This window comes from Sphingomonas sp. ID0503, from assembly GCF_048565625.1.
Lineage (GTDB): Bacteria > Pseudomonadota > Alphaproteobacteria > Sphingomonadales > Sphingomonadaceae > JBLZUR01.
Genome location: NZ_JBLZUR010000002.1, coordinates 20198 through 40686 on the forward strand (window position 1 = coordinate 20198; position 20489 = coordinate 40686).

17 protein-coding genes and 3 pseudogenes are annotated in these 20489 nt (G+C 67.2%); 8 read left to right on the forward strand and 12 right to left on the reverse strand.

Features of this window, described 5'->3' with window-relative positions:
• Position 1 precedes the first annotated feature (1 nt).
• Complete coding sequence (locus tag ACM608_RS01105; RefSeq protein ID WP_419681092.1) at positions 2–1699, reverse strand: tetratricopeptide repeat protein; 1698 nt, start codon at positions 1697–1699, stop codon at positions 2–4.
• Positions 1700–1703: 4 nt separating this feature from the next.
• Positions 1704–5210, reverse strand: coding sequence for a glycosyltransferase family 4 protein (locus ACM608_RS01110; protein ID WP_419681094.1), 3507 nt, complete (start codon positions 5208–5210; stop codon positions 1704–1706).
• Between the two features lie 374 nt (positions 5211–5584).
• On the opposite strand from ACM608_RS01110, the gene ACM608_RS01115 reads away from it, so the two are divergent.
• Positions 5585–5944 carry a hypothetical protein gene (locus tag ACM608_RS01115; RefSeq protein WP_419681095.1) on the forward strand — a complete coding sequence of 120 codons (360 nt, stop codon included), beginning with the start codon at positions 5585–5587 and terminating at the stop codon, positions 5942–5944.
• A gap of 458 nt (positions 5945–6402) precedes the next feature.
• Here ACM608_RS01115 and pdxH read toward each other — a convergent pair whose 3' ends face one another.
• Positions 6403–6978 carry a pyridoxamine 5'-phosphate oxidase gene (gene pdxH / locus ACM608_RS01120; protein ID WP_419681097.1) on the reverse strand — a complete coding sequence of 192 codons (576 nt, stop codon included), beginning with the start codon at positions 6976–6978 and terminating at the stop codon, positions 6403–6405.
• 103 nt (positions 6979–7081) lie between these two features.
• On the opposite strand from pdxH, the gene ACM608_RS01125 reads away from it, so the two are divergent.
• From ACM608_RS01125 to aroC, 4 genes and pseudogenes are all read left to right on the forward strand, one after another.
• Positions 7082–8038, forward strand: coding sequence for a DnaJ C-terminal domain-containing protein (locus tag ACM608_RS01125; protein ID WP_419681099.1), 957 nt, complete (start codon positions 7082–7084; stop codon positions 8036–8038).
• Positions 8039–8044: 6 nt separating this feature from the next.
• Positions 8045–8980 (forward strand): YihY/virulence factor BrkB family protein, encoded by a 936-nt coding sequence (locus ACM608_RS01130; RefSeq protein ID WP_419681101.1) that lies wholly within the window; start codon positions 8045–8047, stop codon positions 8978–8980.
• Entirely contained in the window at positions 8980–9786 is an 807-nt protein-coding gene (gene fabI / locus ACM608_RS01135) for an enoyl-ACP reductase FabI (protein ID WP_419681103.1), read from the forward strand. The genes ACM608_RS01130 and fabI overlap by 1 nt, the downstream gene beginning before the upstream one ends.
• Positions 9783–10855: pseudogene (aroC, locus tag ACM608_RS01140) on the forward strand (chorismate synthase). Before fabI ends, aroC begins: the two are co-directional and overlap by 4 nt.
• Here the strand turns inward: aroC and ACM608_RS01145 are convergent.
• Complete coding sequence (locus ACM608_RS01145) at positions 10852–11130, reverse strand: hypothetical protein (protein WP_419681105.1); 279 nt, start codon at positions 11128–11130, stop codon at positions 10852–10854. The pseudogene aroC and the gene ACM608_RS01145 overlap by 4 nt on opposite strands.
• Positions 11131–11133: 3 nt before the next feature.
• The gene (locus tag ACM608_RS01150) at positions 11134–11343 is read right to left on the reverse strand and encodes a hypothetical protein (RefSeq protein ID WP_419681107.1); all 210 of its coding nucleotides are present in this window, start codon (positions 11341–11343) and stop codon (positions 11134–11136) included.
• Here ACM608_RS01150 and ACM608_RS01155 point away from each other — a divergent pair.
• Positions 11317–11604: an acylphosphatase gene (locus tag ACM608_RS01155; RefSeq protein WP_419681108.1), complete on the forward strand. Its 288-nt coding sequence runs from the start codon at positions 11317–11319 to the stop codon at positions 11602–11604. The genes ACM608_RS01150 and ACM608_RS01155 overlap by 27 nt on opposite strands.
• A 9-nt stretch (positions 11605–11613) precedes the next feature.
• Here ACM608_RS01155 and ACM608_RS01160 read toward each other — a convergent pair.
• From ACM608_RS01160 to ACM608_RS01170, 3 genes and pseudogenes are all read right to left on the reverse strand, one after another.
• A pseudogene (locus tag ACM608_RS01160) lies at positions 11614–12367 on the reverse strand (IS5 family transposase).
• Between the two features lie 71 nt (positions 12368–12438).
• Positions 12439–13728: an adenylosuccinate synthase gene (locus ACM608_RS01165; RefSeq protein ID WP_419681110.1), complete on the reverse strand. Its 1290-nt coding sequence runs from the start codon at positions 13726–13728 to the stop codon at positions 12439–12441.
• 17 nt (positions 13729–13745) lie between these two features.
• Positions 13746–14858 carry an ATP phosphoribosyltransferase regulatory subunit gene (locus ACM608_RS01170; protein ID WP_419681111.1) on the reverse strand — a complete coding sequence of 371 codons (1113 nt, stop codon included), beginning with the start codon at positions 14856–14858 and terminating at the stop codon, positions 13746–13748.
• Positions 14859–14890: 32 nt separating this feature from the next.
• On the opposite strand from ACM608_RS01170, the gene ACM608_RS01175 reads away from it, so the two are divergent.
• Positions 14891–15082 carry a hypothetical protein gene (locus ACM608_RS01175; protein WP_419681113.1) on the forward strand — a complete coding sequence of 64 codons (192 nt, stop codon included), beginning with the start codon at positions 14891–14893 and terminating at the stop codon, positions 15080–15082.
• 8 nt (positions 15083–15090) lie between these two features.
• On the opposite strand, the pseudogene ACM608_RS01180 reads toward ACM608_RS01175, so the two are convergent.
• Positions 15091–15138, reverse strand: a pseudogene (locus ACM608_RS01180) (hypothetical protein); the annotation flags it as partial.
• A gap of 320 nt (positions 15139–15458) precedes the next feature.
• On the opposite strand from ACM608_RS01180, the gene ACM608_RS01185 reads away from it, so the two are divergent.
• Positions 15459–16213, forward strand: a protein-coding gene (locus tag ACM608_RS01185) for an IS5 family transposase (RefSeq protein WP_419681115.1) whose coding sequence is annotated in 2 segments (ribosomal slippage) — positions 15459–15800 and positions 15803–16213 — 753 coding nt in all. Because the reading frame shifts where the segments join, the coding sequence is not laid out codon by codon here.
• Positions 16214–16222: 9 nt separating this feature from the next.
• Here ACM608_RS01185 and ACM608_RS01190 read toward each other — a convergent pair.
• From ACM608_RS01190 to ACM608_RS01200, 3 genes are all read right to left on the reverse strand, one after another.
• Positions 16223–17569, reverse strand: a complete 1347-nt coding sequence (locus ACM608_RS01190) for an FAD/NAD(P)-binding protein (protein ID WP_419681117.1) — start codon at positions 17567–17569, stop codon at positions 16223–16225.
• A 56-nt stretch (positions 17570–17625) separates the two neighbouring features.
• Positions 17626–19200: a phosphoglycerate dehydrogenase gene (serA, locus tag ACM608_RS01195; RefSeq protein ID WP_419681118.1), complete on the reverse strand. Its 1575-nt coding sequence runs from the start codon at positions 19198–19200 to the stop codon at positions 17626–17628.
• Positions 19201–19301: 101 nt separating this feature from the next.
• The gene (locus tag ACM608_RS01200; RefSeq protein WP_419681120.1) at positions 19302–20432 is read right to left on the reverse strand and encodes a phosphoserine transaminase; all 1131 of its coding nucleotides are present in this window, start codon (positions 20430–20432) and stop codon (positions 19302–19304) included.
• Positions 20433–20489 lie beyond the last annotated feature (57 nt).

The window sequence follows — 20489 nt, forward strand, 5'->3', positions numbered from 1 at the left end:
CTCAGCCCGCCAGTTCGCTCAGCATGCGCGTCATCAGCGCACCGAACGCGCCGCTCGCCAGCATGTGCTGCAGCGGAAAGTGATCCTCGCACGGGACCGGGATCAGCACGACGTTGCCGAGATCCGCTATGGCTTCTGCGATCGCCACGTCGGCGGGATGCCCCGTGCCGTAGCAGTGATAGACACGCATGGCGCTCGCCGCCCGCACGCGATCAAGCAAGTCCTCGCCGGTTCCGATCAGATTGCCCAGCGCCTCCGCGCGAAAACGTGGCTTGTCGTCCGCCCCCGGCCGGAAATGGATCGGCGCGGCGAAGGAGAGCACCGCCGCGGCACTCGCCATCGTGCCCGCCCGCGTTGCGGCAAGCCCGCCCAGCGACGATCCCGCCGTCACCAGCGGCATACCGCCCAACTCGTCGAGGATCCGGGCGATGCCGGCGATCATCGCCTCCTCGCCCACGCCCAGCCCGGCAACGCCGTTGTTGAAGCCCAGATTGGTCCGATCGCGCAGATAGACCATGTTGACCGGATAGTCGGCGAACACCGTGTCGGCGAGCGAGAACGGCAGGTAGCCGAGCCCGCCCTGCACCCCGGCGAAGACGACGCAGGTCGCGCGGGCATCATCGTGGCGGCGCACCTGCACGTCGTGCTCCGGATCGTTCGAGACCGCGCGCGGATTGTTCCATCGCGCGACCGGCCGCGAGCGCAAGGCATCGCGCAGCGGCAGCGCCATCTGCGCGACCGGATGCGCGGGATCGATCGCCTCCAGGATTGCGGAAGCCCGCGTGAGATCGCCATGGCGGAGCGCGGCGATCGCCAGCTGGAAGTGCCAGCGTCCCTCGCCGATCTCCGCCGCGATCGCCGTCAGCCGATCGTAAGTCGCGCGATCCAGGGCAAAGGGCAGCGCCGCGCGGTTGTAGCGGAAGAGCGTCAGCCAATCCTCGGGCCAGCGCTTCATGGCGTGGGCGAGCAGCGCTGCTACGGCCTCGCTCCGGCCGGTTAGGTCTGCGGTCTGGATAGCCTTGCGCACGATATCCGGGCGGTCAGGGAATTCTTCGACCAGCGCGGCCGCCAGATCCGCCGCTTCGTCGAAGCGCCCGTTCACGAGCAACAGATCGGCCCGGATCACGCGGCCTTCGGGAGGCAGCGGACCGAACTTCGCGGCACGGTCTAAAAGTGCCATCGCCCCCGCGCGATCATGCTCGCGTAGCGCGATCGTCGCGCGCTTCACATCCACGAAGCGATCCCGCGCGCCGCCGCGTGGCAGCCGCTCGAGAAAAGCGACGCGCTCCGCCATGTCCTTGTGCGCGGCCGTCACCTGGTTGAGCAGCCGCATCACCGCCGCCTCCTCGCGCGCGGGGTTGCTCCAGACCCGGGTCGCGAACAGATCGACCGCTTCGGCACGCCGGCCTGAGCCCAGCAACCGCATGATGCGCTTGTGATCCACGGCGGCATCATGCGGAGCGAGATCGCCGAGCGTCGCAAGCTCGACATCGGCGGCATCGGTCTGCCCGCTCCTGTCGAGCAGATCGGCGCGAATCAGGCGGAAGCGCAGCCGGGTGGGCCAGCGCTCGACTGCCCGATCGATCCGGAGCCGAAGTGCCGCGATCTCCTCGCTTCTTTCGACGGTCGAAACGAGCGCCGCCAGTGCCGCCGCCTCTCCTGCTGGATCGTCCAACGGCGGCGTTGGCGCCCGTGCCACGCCCTCAGCCGAGATAGTCATCGATCGTCGCAAGGATCGTTTCGATGCGCGCCGGCCAGGTCATCTGCGGCGGCAGCGCAGGTCGTGCCCCGCGCGGTGCGGCGATCGCGAGATCAATCGCGGCGATGAAGTCCTCCGCGTCACGCGCGACATGCACGAAGGGCGCAAGCTCGGCGATGTTCGCGACTTGGGTGGTGACCACCGGTACCCCCGCAGCGCCGTAGACGTACAATTTCAGCGGGTTCATCACCCGGGTGATCGCGTTGTCGAGATGCGGCATGATCGCGACGTCGAAACCGCGAATGTAATCGACTGCCTCCTCGTACCGCTTTACGCCGAGGAAGCGAACGTTCGGCAGGTCGCGCAGCTTCAGGACCGGCGGATCACCATGCGCCGATCCAATCAGGGCGATCGTCAGCGCCGGCCGTTCGCGCGCCAGCCGCTCGATCAGCGCGACGTCGATCCGGTCGCGCAGATTGCCGACGTAACCGGCGACAGGCCCTTCAACGCCGCCGATCCGGGGCGGCGCGCCCAGCGGCGCGAACGCCTCGGCGGCGTTCGGCACGATCACCGCGTCTTGGCGAAACGACGAAAAGGCGTCCGCCACGCTGTCGCAATTGGCGAAAACGATATCGGCGCGTCGCAGCGTTTCGGCGTAGCTCTGCGCCGTTCGCGCGCGGCGCTCCGGCTGCTGGTCCATAGCTCGCTGATCGTCCACCAGATCGGCAATGGCGAGCGGGAAGCCGATTGCGTCGTGCACGGCCGGATAATCGTCGGCCACCGGCGCGACCCAACTGATGATCGGCCGCCCTTCATGCCGCTCGCCAAACACATCGGCGACCCATTGCGTGTACTCATCGCGGCGGGGCAATGCGCGTCCCAGAAGGCTCTCCGCCTTGCGCCCGCTCGAATGAATGAACGTCCGTCGCTGAATGCGGGCATCGTCTGCCACACCAAGGAAGCGTTCGATCGCGCCCGATGCGATGAGGCTGCCGTGATCCAGCACCGGCCCGGCATCGGGCCGGGCCTGCTGCGTCAGGTTGCGGCCGGCGATCGGCGCGTCGAACTGGATGATGCGGCCGACGCGCCCGCTCTCCGCCAGATACTTGGCGATCATGTCATGCCGCCGGCCGTAGAGCCCGCTGTCGTTCTGCTTCCAGAAAAACGCAACGTCGAAGCGTGCGCCGCGCCGAAGCGGCGGGGCGCTTAGTTTCTGCGGCGACCAGTCCGGCCGACCGTGCGGCAGCGACACATCCCAGCGGTCGCTCAGATAATCGAAGATGCGGCTCCATTGGCCCGGCCAGACGGGTGGTGCCGCACGCACACGATCAATCAGGGCCTCAAGCCGGGGAGCGTTTGCGGCATAGCTCAACTCCCGCTCGAAATATGCGCGCCCTGCCGTATCCCAGGTGGCCGCTTGCGGTGCTGCGGCGATCTTGCGAAGGAAGGCATCGAGGTCACCGTCGTCCTTGATGCGCACTGCGACATCGGCAGGGACGTCGGCAAGCGGCGCGACGTCCGTGATCGCGACGGGAACGCCGGAGGCCAAGGCGTCGGTGAGCTTGGCGGGGAACTGGTACTCGGCGACGGGCGATCCCGGATCCTGCAGCAGGGCGATCCCGTCCGCCATCCGCACGAGATCGGGCAGCCGCTCCCAAGACTGATCCGGAAGGAGGTCGATGCGGGCCCCCGCCACCGCGCGCAGCCGCGCCGCCATGTCCCGATTCGCCGTGCCGATCACACACAGGCGAAGGTTCGGATCGCCCAGGCGCGCGATAGCCTCCGCCAGCCGCACCACGCCCTTGTGCGCGCGTGGCGTGCCGAGGAACAGGATCACGCGATCCTCTGCCGCGATCCCGAAGTCGGCGCGCGTTGCTGTGCGCGCAGCCGCATCCGGCCTGAAGCGCGCGCCATCGCGCGCATGTCGCACAATCTCGCCGCCGAAACGCTGCCTCAGCGCTGCGTTCGACGTGGTGATCCCGTCGAAGCCGCCGACCAGCCCCTCCGCGAGCCGCGTCCAGCTTTCGCCGAACGGCATGTCGAGGTCGCCGAGCGCGCCATCGTCGCGCAGCAGATCCAGGAGGCTGAGCGGCGATCGATCCGCAAAGAAGGACAGCTCGTGGTCGTCGATGTCGAGAACGACCGGAGCACCCGTCCGATGCTTGATCAGCATCGCCAGCAACATGCTCGGGAAACGCGCCTTGCTGACCACAACGACATCCGGATCGGCCTTGGCGGCCGCCTCCACCGCACCCTCCAGGAAGTCACGCATCGCCGATGCAGCGAAGCTGCGGTGCGGCAACGTCATGCCCCGGAGCGGCGCCCAGAGTTCGCTCCCGTAGCGATCGAATTGTGGGCCGAGCAGTGCGACGTTGCCGCTTTGCGCCAGCATCTCGGCGAGCAGATGGGCACGGCCGACCGGATTGTGCCCCATATCCCATGCGATCACGAGCGCGTTCGCCCGCGATCCGCCTTGCCCGATGGGCGCGGTCGTCTCTTGACCCGCCGTATCAGCCTTGCGCGGGATTGCAACGAGATCGATCTCATGCAGGTCCAGACTCGTGTCCGACGCCTCCATCTGGACGCAGAGCTCATAGTCGAACGCCGCATCGAAGCCGCTGGCATCGATGCTTCCGCCGAAAACACTGCCCGCGGCAATCGGCTCCTCCTCAAGGCGGAACTTGCGGAAGAACGTCCAGTCTCCGGTTCCGGGCGACGACTGAATGATGGCGGCCCATGCGACGGCGCCCGGTTCATCCTCACCGACCGAGATGCGCAGAACCAGCGATCCGCAATCCCCACCGATCCGCGCGGCATCCAGCCCTTGTTGCACGCGAATCGGCCCCGCCTCCGCAGTGCGCGTGATCCGCAACCCCTCCGCCGACGGCGTTGCTGCGAGGCGTAACGCATCGGACTTCGCCCGTAGCGTCCAGCGTTCGCGAACCGCCGGCGCGCTCCACCTCTCGAACAGCGGCGCGCGGGAGAAGCCGGCATCGTGGAGCAGATGCGCGTCCCGGCCGTGATCCTCGGGAGATAGCCGGCAGTCGCAGCGCGTCGGCTGGCGGTTCATCGCAACGGCGTGATCGGCCAGCCAGAGGATGTCGTCGGCAAGGCGCTTCTCGGCGTGGTACGCAGCGGCGGCGCCGGCGTAGTCATGGGTTTCGGGGAGCCGGTCCATCGCCTCGCGCCAGCCCGACGCCGCGGCGAGGTACGCTTCTGACTTGTCGACGATCGCCTCAAGAACCGAGGTCATCGATGTGTCGGCAGCCTCCATCAGAGCGGCGAGGCGCACGCCGAGCTGCTGCGTCATGCTGCCTTCGACCCGAACGAGCGCCGACCGAAACACCGTCAGGTCGGCTTGCACGCGGATCCAGAGTTCGCCGAGCCGCCGCTCTTCCTCTTCTGCGGCCGTGATCGCGTCCAGCCGCGCCACCGCGGAGCGCAGATTGCCGGCAAGGGTAAGCGCGTCGCCCGAATAGCCAGTGACCCATTCCCGGATCTGGCGCGCCACATCGGCTACGCCGCCCTCAACTGGAACGGCCGATACGCGGTGCGCATCAGTGAGGTTGGTTGTACTCAGCGACGCAACAGGATGGATGGCAACTTCGGCTTTCAACACGCCCCTCCTATCCTAACGATGGCAGAGGGGCTGTTCGGCTTCAAGCTAGGAAGTCCCGGGCCACACGGCCCCGCCACGCGCATTCGCAGTTGCAGCTCATAAGCACGCGTCGTCCTTGGTTCATACCATCCTCCAAGTAGGGGACGGTAGGGGCAACACATGCGGATTACGTCGCGCGCGAGAATGCCGACCTGTCGGTCATCATCGGGATGTGGACTATCGAGGAGGTGCTCTGGCTGCGACTAGCGCGCCCCGCAGCGCGAATTGTGCTGATCGAGGCGGATGCGCGAACGCGTTTCGAACGCCACCTCAGGCGCGCCCGGGCAGACGACGCGCGCACCTTTCGCGACTTCGCGAGGCTTGACGAGGAGCAGATGGGGTTCGGCGCGCTTCGGGTGGCACACGAGATCGCCGACGCCGTGATCCGAAATGATGCCGACCTCAATAGCTACTGGGACTGGATCGACGAGCTGGTCGTCACGCCGTGGCCGTTCCTGACCCATACGGGTGCGTCCGAGCTCCACCGCTCGCTGCAGGCACTGCGCAGGATCAGGCGGGCCGCGACATGCGACGAGATTGCCGCCGTAACAGCCGAGGCTGCTCGACCTAGCCGCACTGCCCGCTAATGCTGTGGAGAGGCGGTTGTCGGCCTGGGCCACTTCCCTTGCGGTACTAAGCTACGGTGTTGCTCGCAGCATTCCCGGACAAGTACGGGCATTCGGCGCGGCTGCGGCCTCGAGGTGTGAACGAAAGGGTGTAAGGCCAGCAGGTTGCTCCAAAGCGGCCATGCCGGTTTCCACCAATCGAGGCGGGTTGTAGCAACGCCGCTCTCGCACCGGTGGTACATTCAGGTGGTCCAAAGTAGGGCTTGACCAGCGACCGCTACCAGCTTTAAGTATTTGAAACATTATATCTATTGAATTCACCACCCCCTCCCGTAGGGGTCACCATCGTCGAGTCCTAAGTGGCCGGGGCGCGAACGAATGCCGGATGACGCAGGTCGACAGGCCGCAACCTCGCGAATAGCTTCCAGAACCAGAACAATCTCAACTTCGGCTTCATCGGCGCGTGGGCCGTCAACCGCCTAAGGGTAGAGCAGCTCCTCGGTCCAACCGCTACCGCTTCGGACGAACAGGCGGCGCTCGTGCAGGCGATGCGCGCGGTCGCTCCAGAACTCGACCCGCTGGGGTTTGACGCGGAAGCCGGACCAGCGTGGCGGGCGTGGCACGGGAACGCCATCGAACGTAGCTGCCATGTCGGCGAAGCGGCCCTCGAACGTCTCGCGCGAATCCAGCGGGCGTGACTGGTCGGAAGCCCAGGCGCCCAGTTGCGAGTCGCGGCCTCGGCTCGCGAAATAGGCGTCCGCTTCAGCGGTGGCGACCGGGGAGACGGGGCCTTCAACACGCACCTGCCGCCGCAACGACTTCCAGTGGAAGAGGAGGGCGGCATGCGCGTTCTCTGCAAGCTCGCCACCCTTTCGACTGTCGAGGTTGGTGTAGAAGACGAAGCCGCGGGCGTCGTGACCCTTCAGGAGCACCATGCGGACGGAGGGTCGGCCGCCGGCGTCCGCCGTCGCGACCGCCATGGCGTTGGGGTCGTTCGGCTCGGATGCTTGCGCCTCGGCGAACCAGTCTTCGAACAGGGCATTGGGATCGGTCATGCCGTGGCCGTAGCCCAGCCGCCGCTTGCACGAAAGCGGATGGGCGCACATCTAGGCGTTGCGTATCGGCAACAATCATAGACTGACGGACACAGAAGCACGGATGGCTGACCTTTACTCACGACTTGGCGTGACGCGCACGGCGGACGAGGCGGAGATCAAGAAGGCCTATCGCAAGCTCGCCAAGGAACTGCACCCGGATCGCAATGCCGACAACCCCAAGGCTGCGGAACGCTTTTCAGAGGTGACGCAGGCGTATGATGTGCTGTCGGACAAGGACAAGCGCGCGCAATACGACCGGGGCGAGATCGACGAGGGCGGGAATCCTCGCGCCCCCTTCGGCTTTGGGCAGGGTTCACCGGGCGGCGGGTTTCGCCCTGGGCGCGGTCCCGGCGGATTCGAGTTCCAAACGGGCGAGGGCGCCGATTTCGGCGATATCTTCGAAGGGCTGTTCGGCGGTGGCGGCGGTCGCGGCCGTGGCCCGGCCGGCGGCTTCGGCGGATTTGGCGGCTTCGGTCGTCAGGCACCGCCGCAGAAAGGTGCGGATGTCGGCTATCGCCTTGCTGTTCCCTTCGAGGAAGCGGCGGCGCTGAGGCCCCAGCGCGTGACCATCGCGAGCGGCAAGACGATTGACATCAAGCTGCCGCCCGGCGTCGAGACCGGTACGCAGATGCGCTTGGCAGGACAGGGCGAGCAGGGCCCGGGCGGCGCGGGTGATGCGATCGTGACCATCGACGTGGGCCCGCATCGCTTCTTCACGCGCGACGGCGACGATGTGATGCTGGAGCTTCCTGTCACGCTGGTCGAGGCCGTGGAGGGCGGTAAGGTCCGCGTGCCGACCGTTGAAGGGCCCGTCATGCTGACGATTCCCGCGGGCACGACATCGGGCAAGACCATGCGGCTGAAGGGCCGCGGCTTCCATCGCAAGGGCGGCGGCCGGGGCGACCAGCTGGTGACCGTTATGGTGGACGTGCCGAAGGATGACGCGGCGCTGAAGGCCTTTGTCGAGAGCTGGACGAGCGAACGGGAGCGCAACCCACGGGCAGGCCTGGGCGTCTAACGCCCGGTGCAGGAGGTCTCACCCGAATCGCCCGAGGAGCGGCGTCGCCATCCCGAGCCGCGCGGGCGTTTCGAGGCACTGATCTTCCCGTGGAAGGTCGTGAAGCGGATCGCCATCGGCGTCTATTCGGACGGGTTCATCCATGCGGGAAACCTCGCCTATCTAGCGCTGCTGACGCTCTTCCCGTTCTTCATCGTCATGGCGGCAATCCTGCAGACCTTTGGGCGCAGCGAGGACGGGCTGCTCGCGGTCGCATCGTTCCTGCGGACGCTGCCGAGAAGCGTCGCCAACCTGCTGCGCGAGCCGATCTACCAGGTGCTGGCGGCGCGGACCGGGCCGCTGCTGTGGCTCGGCGCTCTCGTCGGACTTTGGACAGTCGGCAGTTTTATCGAGACAGTGCGGGACATCCTGCGGCGGGCCTATGGCACGACGTACAGCTATCCGTTCTGGCGGTACCGCATCTGGTCGGTGGCGCTGATCGTCGGATCGGTGTTGATCGTGATGATCTCCTTCAGTGCGCAGGTGGTGCTGACGGGGGTGGAGGAGTTCATCTATCGCCTCGTGCCGGTCGCGCGGGAGGTGGTCGGCTGGATCGGCCTGTCGAAGCTGGTGCCGGGCGCGCTGATGTTCCTCGCCCTCTACATCGTCTTCTACTCGCTAACGCCGTCCAAGTACCGTTACTCGAAGTGCCAGAAGTGGCCGGGCGCGCTGTTCGTCGCGGTTTGGTGGATCGGGACGACGGCGGTGCTGCCCAAGGTGCTCGGGCTGCTCGGCGGTTATGACCTCACCTATGGCGGGCTTGCCGGCACGATCATAGCGCTGGTGTTCTTCTGGGTTATCGGCCTTGGCCTGGTGATCGGCGCGCATCTCAACGCGGCACTGGCGGAACCGGAGGAGGGCGGTCTAAAGGAACCCGAGGCCGCAGTGCGAACGGAGGGGTGATGAGCGGATTGATGTCGGGCAAGCGCGGGCTGATCATGGGCCTGGCGAATGACCGGTCGCTCGCCTGGGGGATCGCGCAGAAGCTGCACGAACATGGCGCGGAACTGGCCTTCAGCTTCCAGGGCGAGGCACTGGAGAAGCGCGTGCGCCCGCTGGCGGAGCAGCTCGGGTCCGACTTCCTGATCGACTGCGACGTGTCCGACATGGGTGCGCTCGATACCGCGTTCGAGACCTTGGCGGCGCGCTGGCCGACGATCGATTTCGTCGTCCACGCAATCGGCTATTCCGACAAGAACGAGTTGCGCGGCAAGTTCGTCGATACCAGCCTCGACAACTTCCTGATGACGATGAACATCTCGGCCTATTCGTTCGTGGCGGTGGCGAAGCGGGCGCGGGCGATGATGCCGGAGGGCGGCAAGCTGCTCACGCTCACCTATTACGGTGCCGAGAAGGTCGTGCCGCATTACAACGTCATGGGTGTCGCCAAGGCGGCTCTGGAGGCCAGCACCAAGTATCTGGCGATGGACCTGGGGCCGGAGAACATCCGGGTGAACGCGATCTCCGCCGGGCCGATCAAGACGCTGGCGGCGAGCGGGATCGGCGATTTCCGCTACATCATGAAGTGGAACGAGCTGAACGCCCCGCTGCGTCGCAACGTGACGATTGAGGACGTGGGCGGGGCCGGGCTCTACTTCCTCTCCGACCTGTCGAGTGGTGTCACCGGTGAGGTCCACCATGTCGATGCGGGCTACCATGTCGTCGGCATGAAGGCAGAGGACGCGCCAGACATCGCGCTGGATAAGTGAGCTTCAACACTTTCGGCCGGGCGTTCCGCTTTACGACCTGGGGGAATTGCACGGGCCGGCGCTGGGCGCGGTGGTGGACGGGTGTCCGCCGGGTATCGCGCTCAGCGAGGCGGATATCCAGCCCTGGCTCGACAAGCGGCGGCCGGGCACGTCGCGGTTCACGACGCAGCGGCAGGAGCCGGATCAGGTCCGCATCCTGTCCGGCGTGTTCGAGGGACGGACCACTGGGACGCCGATCAGCCTTATGATCGAGAATGTGGACCAGCGGTCGAAGGACTATTCGGAGGTCGCGCTCGCCTATCGGCCGGGTCACGCGGACTATGCCTACGACGCCAAGTATGGGTTCCGCGATTATCGCGGAGGCGGGCGTTCGTCGGCGCGCGAGACGGCTGCGCGGGTGGCGGCGGGCGCGGTGGCGCGCGGGGTGATCCCGGAGGTGTCGATCAGGGCGTATCTGGTCGAACTGGGCGGCGATCGCATCGATCCGGCCGCCTTCGACGACGCGATGATCGACCAGAACCCGTTCTTCTGCCCGGATGCGGCCGCGGCCGAGCGGTGGGAAGACATCATGGATCGGACCCGCAAGGCCGGTTCCTCGGTGGGGGCGATCGTCGAGTGCGTCGCGAGCGGCGTCCCGGCAGGCTGGGGTGCGCCGCTCTATGCCAAGCTGGACAGCGAACTGGCGGCGGCGATGATGAGCATCAACGCGGTGAAGGGCGTGGAGATCGGCGATGGGTTCGCGGCCGCGCGTCTGACCGGCGAGGAGAATGCGGACGCGATGCGGCCGGGGGCGGGCGGCAAGCCGCAGTTCCTGGCCAATCACGCGGGCGGCGTGGCAGGCGGGATCAGCACGGGGCAGCCTGTGGTCGTCCGCGTCGCGCTGAAGCCGACATCCTCGATCCTGACCCCCGGCGAGACGATCGACCGGGATGGCAATGCCGCTGAGTTGCGCACCAAAGGCCGTCATGATCCTTGTGTCGGCATTCGGGCCGCGCCTGTCGTCGAGGCGATGATGGCGCTGGTGCTGGCGGACCAGAAACTGCTGCATCGGGCGCAGACCGGTCGCTAAGTTCTGGGAAAGAGGATCGATTCCGATCCCGCGCGTTGAAGCCTGCACAACAATATGCAGGAGATCGTGATGCGCACCCTTATCATCGCCGCAGCCTTGGCTGTGCCTTCCATGAGCATGGCCCAGACCACCGCGCCGGGCACGGGTTCCTCTATGGGCGGTACGACGAGCTCGTCCGGTTCGATGTCGCCGGGCGGGACGGCCACACCTCCGGCGGCGGGGACTGGCGTTCCGTCGCCCACTTCCCCGAACACCACGCCGGGCACGAGCTCCAATCCCTACACGCCGTCCTCCCCCTCGACGCAGCCGGGAACGATGGACCGCCATGACGGCTCGCTCTCGCCGGGTACGGGAACGACGCCCGGAACGGGTCGCACGACACCGGGCACGGGTACGTCCGGCACCGGCAGCATGACGCCGGGCACCAGTGCTACCAGCCCGTCGGGCGGCACCACGCCGCGATGAGTGAAGGCCGGATCGCCCGGCACCTCGTCATCAGCGGACGGGTGCAGGGCGTCTGGTTCCGCGACTGGGCCGTCGAGACCGCGCGCGGTGCGGGCCTCGACGGCTGGGTTCGCAATCGTAGGGACGGAGCGGTGGAGGCGATCGTCGCCGGCCCGGCGCACGCCGTCGATATGTTTACCGAACGATGCCGGCAGGGTCCTTCGAGGGCCTCTGTCGAAGACCTGGCCCTGTCCGACTGGACCGAGGCGGTCGAGTCGGGCTTTACACGGAAGCCGACGATCTAGGGTCCGGACTCACAACCACCAGATGACGGTGGCGGCGAGGGCGATAGCGCTCATGAAGTTCTTGATGTTGCGATCGAAGCGGGTGGCGAGCCGCCTCCAGTCCTTGAGGCGGCAGAACATGCGCTCGATGACGTTGCGCTGTTTGTAGATGGTGCGGTCGTAGTCGTACTGGACCTTGCGGTTGCAGCGCGGCGGGATGACGGCCTGGGTGCCGCGCTGGTCGAGCCACTCGCGCAACTCCTGACTGTCATAGCCCTTGTCGGCGACGAGTTCGACGGATGGGGCAGCGCCGCGATGCAGGTCTTGGCGACCTTGCAGTCGTGGACGTTGCCGGGCGTCAGCAGGAGGACGTGAGGGCGGCCCTTGGCGTCGCAGACGGCATGGACCTTGGTGTTCCGGCCGCCTTTGGTGCGGCCGATACCATGGGCCAAGGCCCCCCTTTTCCACCGCCTGCGCAGCGGTGGACCTTGATGCAGCTGCTATCGATGAACAGCCGGTCCGGCGCGTCGTCGGCGCCTGCCAGCGCGCTGAAAATCCCCTCCCAGATGCCGCGCTCGGACCAGCGCACGAAGCGATTGTAGAGCGTCTTCTTTGGCCCGTACACGTCCGAGCAGTCCACCCAGCGACCGCCGCAGCGGAGCGCATGCACGATCCCGCTCAGCACCCGGCGATCATCCACACGTGCCTTGCCGCGAACGTCCGTCGGCAGCAGTGGTGCGATCCGCTCCCACTGCGCATCGGAAAACCAGAAGAAATCAGCCATTCCACCGCCTCCACACCAACGCAGTGAATCACGATCCAAGCGGTAGCAAAAGCCGTTATTGGGTCCGGACCCTAGCCCCGAAAAGGGTCCCGGACCAAGATCGTGTCCTCCCGCTCCGGGCTGGTCGAGACCAAAGCGACGGGGCACTGGATCAGCTCTTCGATGCGGCGGATATATTTGATCGCCTGCGCCGGCAGTTCCGCCCAGCTCCGCGCGCCTGCCGTCGACTCGCTCCAGCCCTCGATGGTCTCGTAGATCGGCTCCACCGCCGCCTGATCGCGGGCGTGAGGCGGGAGGTAGTCGTAGACCTCCCCGTTCAGGCGATAGCCGGTGCAGATGCGGATCTCATCGAAGCCGTCGAGCACGTCGACCTTGGTCAGCGCGATGCCGGTGATGCCACAGACGGCGGCGGACTGGCGGACCAATACGGCGTCGAACCAGCCGCAGCGCCGCTTGCGGCCGGTGACCGTACCGAATTCATGGCCGCGCTCGCCAAGACGCTGACCGGTCTCATCCTCCAGCTCGGTCGGGAAAGGGCCGGAGCCGACGCGGGTGGTGTAGGCCTTGACGATGCCCAGCACGAAGCCGGCGGCGGAGGGGCCGAGGCCAGAGCCGCCGGACGCCGTGCCGGCGATGGTGTTCGACGAGGTCACGAACGGATAGGTGCCGTGATCGACGTCGAGGAGCACGCCTTGCGCACCTTCGAACAGGATACGGTCGCCGCGCTTGTTGGCGGCGTCGAGCGTGCGCCAGACCGGGCTGGCGAAGGGCAGGATCACGTCGGCGATTTCGCGGAGGTCGGCGAGCAGACGGTCGCGGTCGATCGGCGCTTCACCAAAGCCGGCGCGGAGCGCGTCGTGATGCGCGCAGAGGCGGTCGAGTTGCGGGCCGAGATCGTCGAGATGGGCGAGATCGCAGACGCGGATGGCGCGGCGGCCGACCTTGTCCTCATAGGCTGGGCCGATGCCGCGCCGAGTGGTGCCGATCTTGCCCGCGCCGCTCGCATCCTCTCGCAGACCGTCGAGATCGCGGTGGAAGGGGAGGATCAGCGGGGTCGTCTCGGCGATCTGCAGGTTGTCGGGCGTGATCGTCACGCCCTGGCCGGTCAGCTTCGCCACCTCGTCGCGGAAGTGCCAGGGATCGAGCACGACGCCATTGCCGATCACCGACAGGGTGCCGCGGACGATGCCGGATGGGAGGAGCGACAGCTTGTAGGTCTTGTCACCCACGACAAGGGTGTGGCCGGCATTGTGCCCGCCCTGGAAGCGGACGACGACCTGCGCGCGCTCGGCGAGCCAGTCGACGATCTTGCCCTTGCCCTCGTCGCCCCACTGGGCGCCGATCACGGTGACATTGGCCATTCAGGCGGCTCCGTCGTTCAAAGTGGTTGCGGCTCTCGCCCGGTGAGCCGGTGGGTGCATCCGAGCGCGGCGGGATCATCCGCTTCGGTCAGGGCAGCGATGGTGGTCCAACCTTCCACGCGGAGGGTCTCGGCGACCCGGCGGTCAGCATCGAGGGGCACGAACACGCGCCGGCTCTCGACGCGGCCGAGGCCAGCGTCGACCAGCGGATCGATGTAGAGCGAGAAGCCGACCGCCGCTTCCTCGTGTCCGTCCGGATGCAGTAGGGTATAGGTGCCGCCGCGCCCGACCTCTCCCGACAGTCCCTGGCCGAAGAGCGAGAAGCCGAGCCAGCTCTGGTATTCGAAGCCCTGGCGCTCGGTGGGATCGACGGTGATGGCGGCGCGATCGCCCACGGCCGAGATGATCGCCTCGATCGCGTCGAGGCGGCTGTCGAGGGCGTCGCCGGCGTCGAAGGCGCGGAGTGCCGCGAGCGCGCGATCAGCGGGGCCGGCGGCGGTGACGAGCGGGAGATAGGCGTCGGCACCGGCGGCAGCGAGGCCACCCGCGTCCTTGGCGTCGAGAATGAGGCGCGTGGCTTCGACATCGGGGACAGGCAGGGCCGATCCGGCCAGCATCTCGACGACGTCGGGCAGGGTCAGGTCGAGCGTGACGTCGGTGACCCCGGCTGCGGCGAGGGCGTCGAGCGCCACGCGAATGACTTCGATCGCGGCGGCGACGCCGTCCGAGCCGACCAGTTCGGCGCCCGCCTGGATGAGTTCGCGCTCCGGGCGAAGCTGCGTCGCGCGGGACTTGAGCACCGGACCGCCATAGGCGAGGCGGAGCGGGCGCGCCCGCTTGGCGAGGCGGGTCGTCGCGATGCGCCCCACTTGCGCCGTCAGGTCCGGGCGCAGGGCCAGGGTGCGCTGCGAGACCGGATCGACGATGCGCAGCAGGTCCTGCGAGCGCATGGACTTCAGGCGGGAGAGCAGCCCGTCCTCGAACTCGGCCAAGGGCGGAAGGACGCGTTCATAGCCGTGCCGGCCGATCGCCACGATGATGCGGTGGAGCAGGCGCGACGCCGCCTCGGCCTCGGGAGGAAGCCGGTCGCGCAGGCCTTCGGGCAGCAATCCGGGGGCGGTAGCGGGCATAAGCCTCGCGCCTTTAGCAGGCTCCGCCCCCGATGCCAGTCCGCTTACGCGTTGCCGATGCCCTCGCGACCGGACAGCGCCTGCGTGCCGATCCAGGCGGGGACGACCTTCGGCTGACGGCTTTCCACCAGATCGGCGAAGGCGTCGAGGAATTCCGCGCCATGCGGGTCCGCGTGACGAGGACGCTGCGCTTGTCGTCGGGATCCGCCTCGCGCCGGATGTAGCCGTGGGCGCCGAGGGTGTTCAGCGCGCGGGTGACCGCCGGCTTGCAGATGCGCAGTTCCGCCGCGAGGCACGAACGGCATGGGGGCCGGGCCGAAGATAGACCATCATCAGGATGGCCATCTGCCGGTTAGTGAGATCGGGCCGGTCGGAGTGAACGTAGTTTACCAGCACGTCCTGCCAGAACGATAATGCTTGAACGCCCATGCAACGAAACCCCTACGAACCGTAGGGGCGTCTTGCAGGGCAGCGAGCTAACGCGCTGTAAATCATTGCATCCGCGTCATAATATTGTCGGAGTAGTTAGGGTCCGGACCCAATAACGGCTTTTGCTACCGCTTGGATCGTGATTCACTGCGTTGGTGTGGAGGCGGTGGAATGGCTGATTTCTTCTGGTTTTCCGATGCGCAGTGGGAGCGGATCGCACCACTGCTGCCGACGGACGTTCGCGGCAAGGCACGTGTGGATGATCGCCGGGTGCTGAGCGGGATCGTGCATGCGCTCCGCTGCGGCGGTCGCTGGGTGGACTGCTCGGACGTGTACGGGCCAAAGAAGACGCTCTACAATCGCTTCGTGCGCTGGTCCGAGCGCGGCATCTGGGAGGGGATTTTCAGCGCGCTGGCAGGCGCCGACGACGCGCCGGACCGGCTGTTCATCGATAGCAGCTGCATCAAGGTCCACCGCTGCGCAGGCGGTGGAAAAGGGGGGCCTTGGCCCATGGTATCGGCCGCACCAAAGGCGGCCGGAACACCAAGGTCCATGCCGTCTGCGACGCCAAGGGCCGCCCTCACGTCCTCCTGCTGACGCCCGGCAACGTCCACGACTGCAAGGTCGCCAAGACCTGCATCGCGGCGCTGCCCCCATCCGTCGAACTCGTCGCCGACAAGGGCTATGACAGTCAGGAGTTGCGCGAGTGGCTCGACCAGCGCGGCACCCAGGCCGTCATCCCGCCGCGCTGCAACCGCAAGGTCCAGTACGACTACGACCGCACCATCTACAAACAGCGCAACGTCATCGAGCGCATGTTCTGCCGCCTCAAGGACTGGAGGCGGCTCGCCACCCGCTTCGATCGCAACATCAAGAACTTCATGGGCGCTATCGCCCTCGCCGCCACCGTCATCTGGTGGTTGTGAGTCCGGACCCTAGAGCCCTTCGCCCCCGACCCAATGAGCATGGGACAATTTGCGGGCGACGGCCCAAGTCTGCACCCGGATGTCGGGGATGGCGACGATCTCCCAGAAGGCGCCGCGCGTCATCGGACCGAGGGCGAGGAGCCACGAATTGGGTGCGCTATCCGCGGCGATGGTCTGCGCCTCCGCATCGACGTCGATGCCCAGGTTGTTTTCGTCGGGGCGGATATGTCCTTTCGCGAGGAGGTCGCGGAGGAGCGGGTCGTTGCTGCGGCCGAGATCGCCTTGCGGGCCGGTGCAGTTGACGAGGCGGGCGGCGCGGGTTTGCTCCACGGCTTCGCCGCCGCGCGACCGCCAGGTGACGCGGACGCCCTGATCGTCCGGCACGATGCTCTCGATCTTGCCGCTGACGACCTCGAGCCGACCGGTCGAGACCATTGCGTCGATCCTGGCGCCGACCGGAGGTGAGAGGCGGTGGCGGTGGATGTCCCACCAGGGGCGGAGGTGGCGCAGGAAGCGGGCGCGCTCCTCGACATCCCAGGATCGCCAGAGCGACTGGGTATAGGGACGCAGACCGTCCACCGCGGCTTGCCAGCCGAGCGCCGCCGCCCTCTCCCGCACGGTACGGGTCAGCTCAGAGAGGGTGGTCGGTGGTCGCTCCGATTCGACAACCGGCGGGAGGGGCGGGTTGGCATGGGTGTGTGGAAGGAGGCCACGCCGGGAGAGAGCGAGGATGCGGCCCCGAAAGCCGCTGGCGTCGAGGAGCAGGGCGACGTCGACCATCGTCAGGCCGGTGCCGACCAGCACGACGGTGTCGTCGTCGTCCAGGCTCTCCGCTGTGGAGGCGGCCCAAGGATCCTCGGCATAGGCCGGCAATCCGAGAAGTGCTGGATCAAGTCCGGGCGGAGCGTGGGGCGGCAGGTTGCCGATGGCGAGAACGGCCGTGTCGGCCTGGAGGGTTCGCCCGTCGGCGAGGGTCAGGATCGTATCGGCTTGACGCTCAAGGGCGACTACCGCGCCTTGGACGATCGTCAGGCGGTCGCCCGCCTTAGCCATCTTCTCGTCCAAGAGGGCGGTGAGGTAGTCGCCATAGGTCAGGCGGGGAACGAAGGTGCGGGCGTTGCCGAGGCCACGTGCCTCCAGCCAGCGGACGAAATGGCCGGGATCGTCGGGGATCGCGCTCATGTTGGAGGCGCGGACGTTGAGGAGGTGGTCGGGGTGGGCGGCGGAGTAGGCGACGCCGCGACCCGGATGCGGCCGCGCCTCGATCAGCGTGGCGCGCGGCCCGTCGTGGCGGAGCAGGTTGATCGCCTGCATGGTGCCGGAAAAACCTCCGCCGATGATCGCGACATGGGTCATCGGCGGAGGGTAGGGGAGCGAACCGGCTCCCGGCAACGAATACAGGTGTGCCGGTGTCAGAAGGTCAGCGGGTTGACGGTCTTGACGCCGGGCAGCGCGCGGACCTTTTCGACCAGGGCGTCATCCACCGGCGTGTCGACGGAGAGGAGCAGCACCGCTTCCCCGCCGGCATCGCGGCGGCCGAGGTGGAAGGTGCCGATGTTGACGTTCGCCTCGCCGAGGGTGGTGCCGAGACGGCCGATGAAGCCGGGCGCGTCCTCGTTGACGATGTAGAGCATGTGGCCGGCGAGATCGGCCTCGACCTTGATGCCGAACAGCTCGACCAGGCGGGGCTGGTCGCCGAACAGGGTGCCCGCCACCGAACGCTCGCCAGCGTCGGTCCTCACCGAGACGCGGACGAGGGTGTGGTAGTCGCCCTCACGCTCGTTGCGGACCTCACGCACCTCAAGCCCGCGTTCCTTGGCGAGGAAGGGAGCGTTGACCATGTTGACGGTCGCGGAGTGGACGCGGAGGTAGCCCGCCAGCGCGGCGGAGACCATCGGCTTCTGGTTGAGCTCGGCCGCGGCACCCTCGCTGTGGATCGAGACGCGGCTGATGCCGCCGCGCGACAGCTGGCCGACGAGGCTGCCGAGCTTTTCGGCGAGCGCCATGTACGGCTTGAGGCGGGGAGCCTCTTCGGCCGACAGGCTGGGAACGTTCAGCGCGTTGGTGATGCCGCCGGAGACCAGATAGTCGGCCATCTGCTCCGCCACCTGGATGGCGACGTTGACCTGCGCCTCGTTGGTCGAAGCCCCGAGATGCGGCGTGGAGATGAAGCCCGGCGTGCCGAAGAGTGGCGAGGCCTTGGCGGGCTCCTCTACGAAGACGTCGAGCGCCGCGCCCGCGACATGGCCGCTGTCGAGCGCGTCCTTCAGTGCGGCCTCGTCGATCAGGCCGCCGCGCGCGCAGTTGACGATGCGGACGCCCTTCTTGGTCTTGGCGAGGTTCTCCCGGCTCAGGATGTTGCGGGTCTGGTCGGTGAGCGGGGTATGGAGGGTGATGAAGTCGGCGCGGGCGAGCACCTCGTCCAACTCCGCCTTCTCGATGCCGAGGTCGAGCGCGCGTTCGGCGCTCAGGAAGGGATCGTAGGCGACGACCTTCATCTTGAGGCCGAGGGCGCGGTCGGCGACGATCGAGCCGATATTGCCCGCGCCGATCAGGCCGAGGGTCTTGCCCGTCACCTCGACGCCCATGAAGCGGTTCTTCTCCCACTTCCCCGCCTGGGTGGACCTGTCCGCCTCCGGCAGGTCGCGTGCCAAAGCGAACATTAGGGCGATGGCGTGTTCGGCGGTGGTGATCGAGTTGCCGAAGGGGGTGTTCATCACCACCACACCGCGCGAGGAGGCGGCGGGGATATCGACATTGTCGACGCCGATGCCGGCGCGGCCGACGACCTTCAGATTGGTCGCATGGTCGAGGATGTCCTTGGTGACCTTGGTCGACGAGCGGATGGCGAGGCCGTCATACTGGCCGATGATCGCCTTCAGCTCGTCCGGCGTCTTGCCGGTGATCTCGTCCACCTCGACCCCGCGTTCGCGGAAGATCTGGGCGGCCTTGGGGTCCATTTTGTCGGAAATCAGTACCTTCGGCATGTCATTCTCCGAGGGAAGATGTGCTCCTGCGAAAGCAGGAGCCTTGAGGTTCGCGGTGAAGTGGGCGCCTGGGCTCCTGCTTTCGCAGGAGCACGGTGGCTTCAGGCAGCCTTGGCCGCCGCATAGGCCCAGTCGAGCCAGGGGCCGAGCGCCTCGATATCGGCGGTGTCAACGGTGGCGCCGCACCAGATGCGCAGGCCCGCAGGCGCGTCGCGATAGCCGGCGATGTCGAATGCGGCCTCCTGCTTTTCGAGGAGCGCGGCCATCTTCTTGATGAACGCCTCGTCGGCGCCCTCCACGGTCAGGCAGACGCTGGTCTTCGAGCGGCTGGCCGGATCGGCGGCGAGATGGCCGAGCCATTCGCGGTCCGCGACGATCTTGTCGAGGGCGGCGGCGTTGGCGTCGGAGCGGGCGATCAGGCCCTGCAGGCCGCCGAGACCCCTGGCCCATTCGAGCGCGAAGATCGCATCCTCGACGGCGAGCATCGAGGGGGTGTTGATCGTCTCGCCCTTGAACACGCCTTCGGCCAGCGCACCCTTGGACACGAGGCGGAAGACCTTCGGCAGCGGCCAGGCGGGGGTGTAGCTCTGCAGGCGCTCGACCGCGCGGGGGCCGAGGATGATGACGCCGTGACCGCCCTCCCCGCCCAGCACCTTCTGCCAGGAGAAGGTGGCGACGTCGATCTTGGACCAGGGGATGTCGTAGGCGAAAACGGCGCTGGTCGCGTCGGCGAAGGACAGGCCCTCGCGATCGTCGGGGATCCAGTCGCCGTTCGGCACGCGCACGCCGGAGGTGGTGCCGTTCCAAGTGAAGAGGACGTCGTTCGACCAGTCGACCTGGCCGAGGTCCGGCAGTTCGCCATAGCCCGCCTTGATGACGGTGGGATCGATCTTCAGCTGCTTGACGGCATCGGTGACCCAGCCCTCACCGAAGCTTTCCCAGGCGAGGAGCGTCGCGGGCTTTGCGCCCAGCATGGCCCACATCGCCATTTCGAACGCGCCGGTGTCGGAGCCGGGAACGATGCCGATGCGGTGTGTGTCGGGGAGCGCCAGCATCTCACGCATCAGATCGATGCTGTATTGCAGGCGCGCCTTGCCGAGCTTCGACCGGTGCGAGCGGCCGAGCACTTCTGTGGCGAGTTTGGAAGCATCCCAGCCCGGCGGCTTCGCGCAGGGGCCGGAGGAAAAGAACGGACGCGCAGGCTTGGTGCCCGGCGGGGTAAGCTCAGTCATGTAGACTCTCCTCGCAGAGAGCACGCGCGGCGTTGGGACCGCGTGGCCCGGCGCCGC

Excerpts from the sequence above, each read along its gene's own strand:
- pdxH (WP_419681097.1), bottom strand. The coding sequence starts at position 6,978 with ATGACCGATCCCAATGCCCTGTTCGAAGACTGGTTCGCCGAGGCGCAA.
- ACM608_RS01125 (WP_419681099.1), top strand. The coding sequence starts at position 7,082 with ATGGCTGACCTTTACTCACGACTTGGCGTGACGCGCACGGCGGACGAG.
- fabI (WP_419681103.1), top strand. The coding sequence starts at position 8,980 with ATGAGCGGATTGATGTCGGGCAAGCGCGGGCTGATCATGGGCCTGGCG.
- ACM608_RS01155 (WP_419681108.1), top strand. The coding sequence starts at position 11,317 with ATGAGTGAAGGCCGGATCGCCCGGCACCTCGTCATCAGCGGACGGGTG.
- ACM608_RS01165 (WP_419681110.1), bottom strand. The coding sequence starts at position 13,728 with ATGGCCAATGTCACCGTGATCGGCGCCCAGTGGGGCGACGAGGGCAAG.
- ACM608_RS01170 (WP_419681111.1), bottom strand. The coding sequence starts at position 14,858 with ATGCCCGCTACCGCCCCCGGATTGCTGCCCGAAGGCCTGCGCGACCGG.
- ACM608_RS01175 (WP_419681113.1), top strand. The coding sequence starts at position 14,891 with ATGCCAGTCCGCTTACGCGTTGCCGATGCCCTCGCGACCGGACAGCGC.
- ACM608_RS01190 (WP_419681117.1), bottom strand. The coding sequence starts at position 17,569 with ATGACCCATGTCGCGATCATCGGCGGAGGTTTTTCCGGCACCATGCAG.
- serA (WP_419681118.1), bottom strand. The coding sequence starts at position 19,200 with ATGCCGAAGGTACTGATTTCCGACAAAATGGACCCCAAGGCCGCCCAG.
- ACM608_RS01200 (WP_419681120.1), bottom strand. The coding sequence starts at position 20,432 with ATGACTGAGCTTACCCCGCCGGGCACCAAGCCTGCGCGTCCGTTCTTT.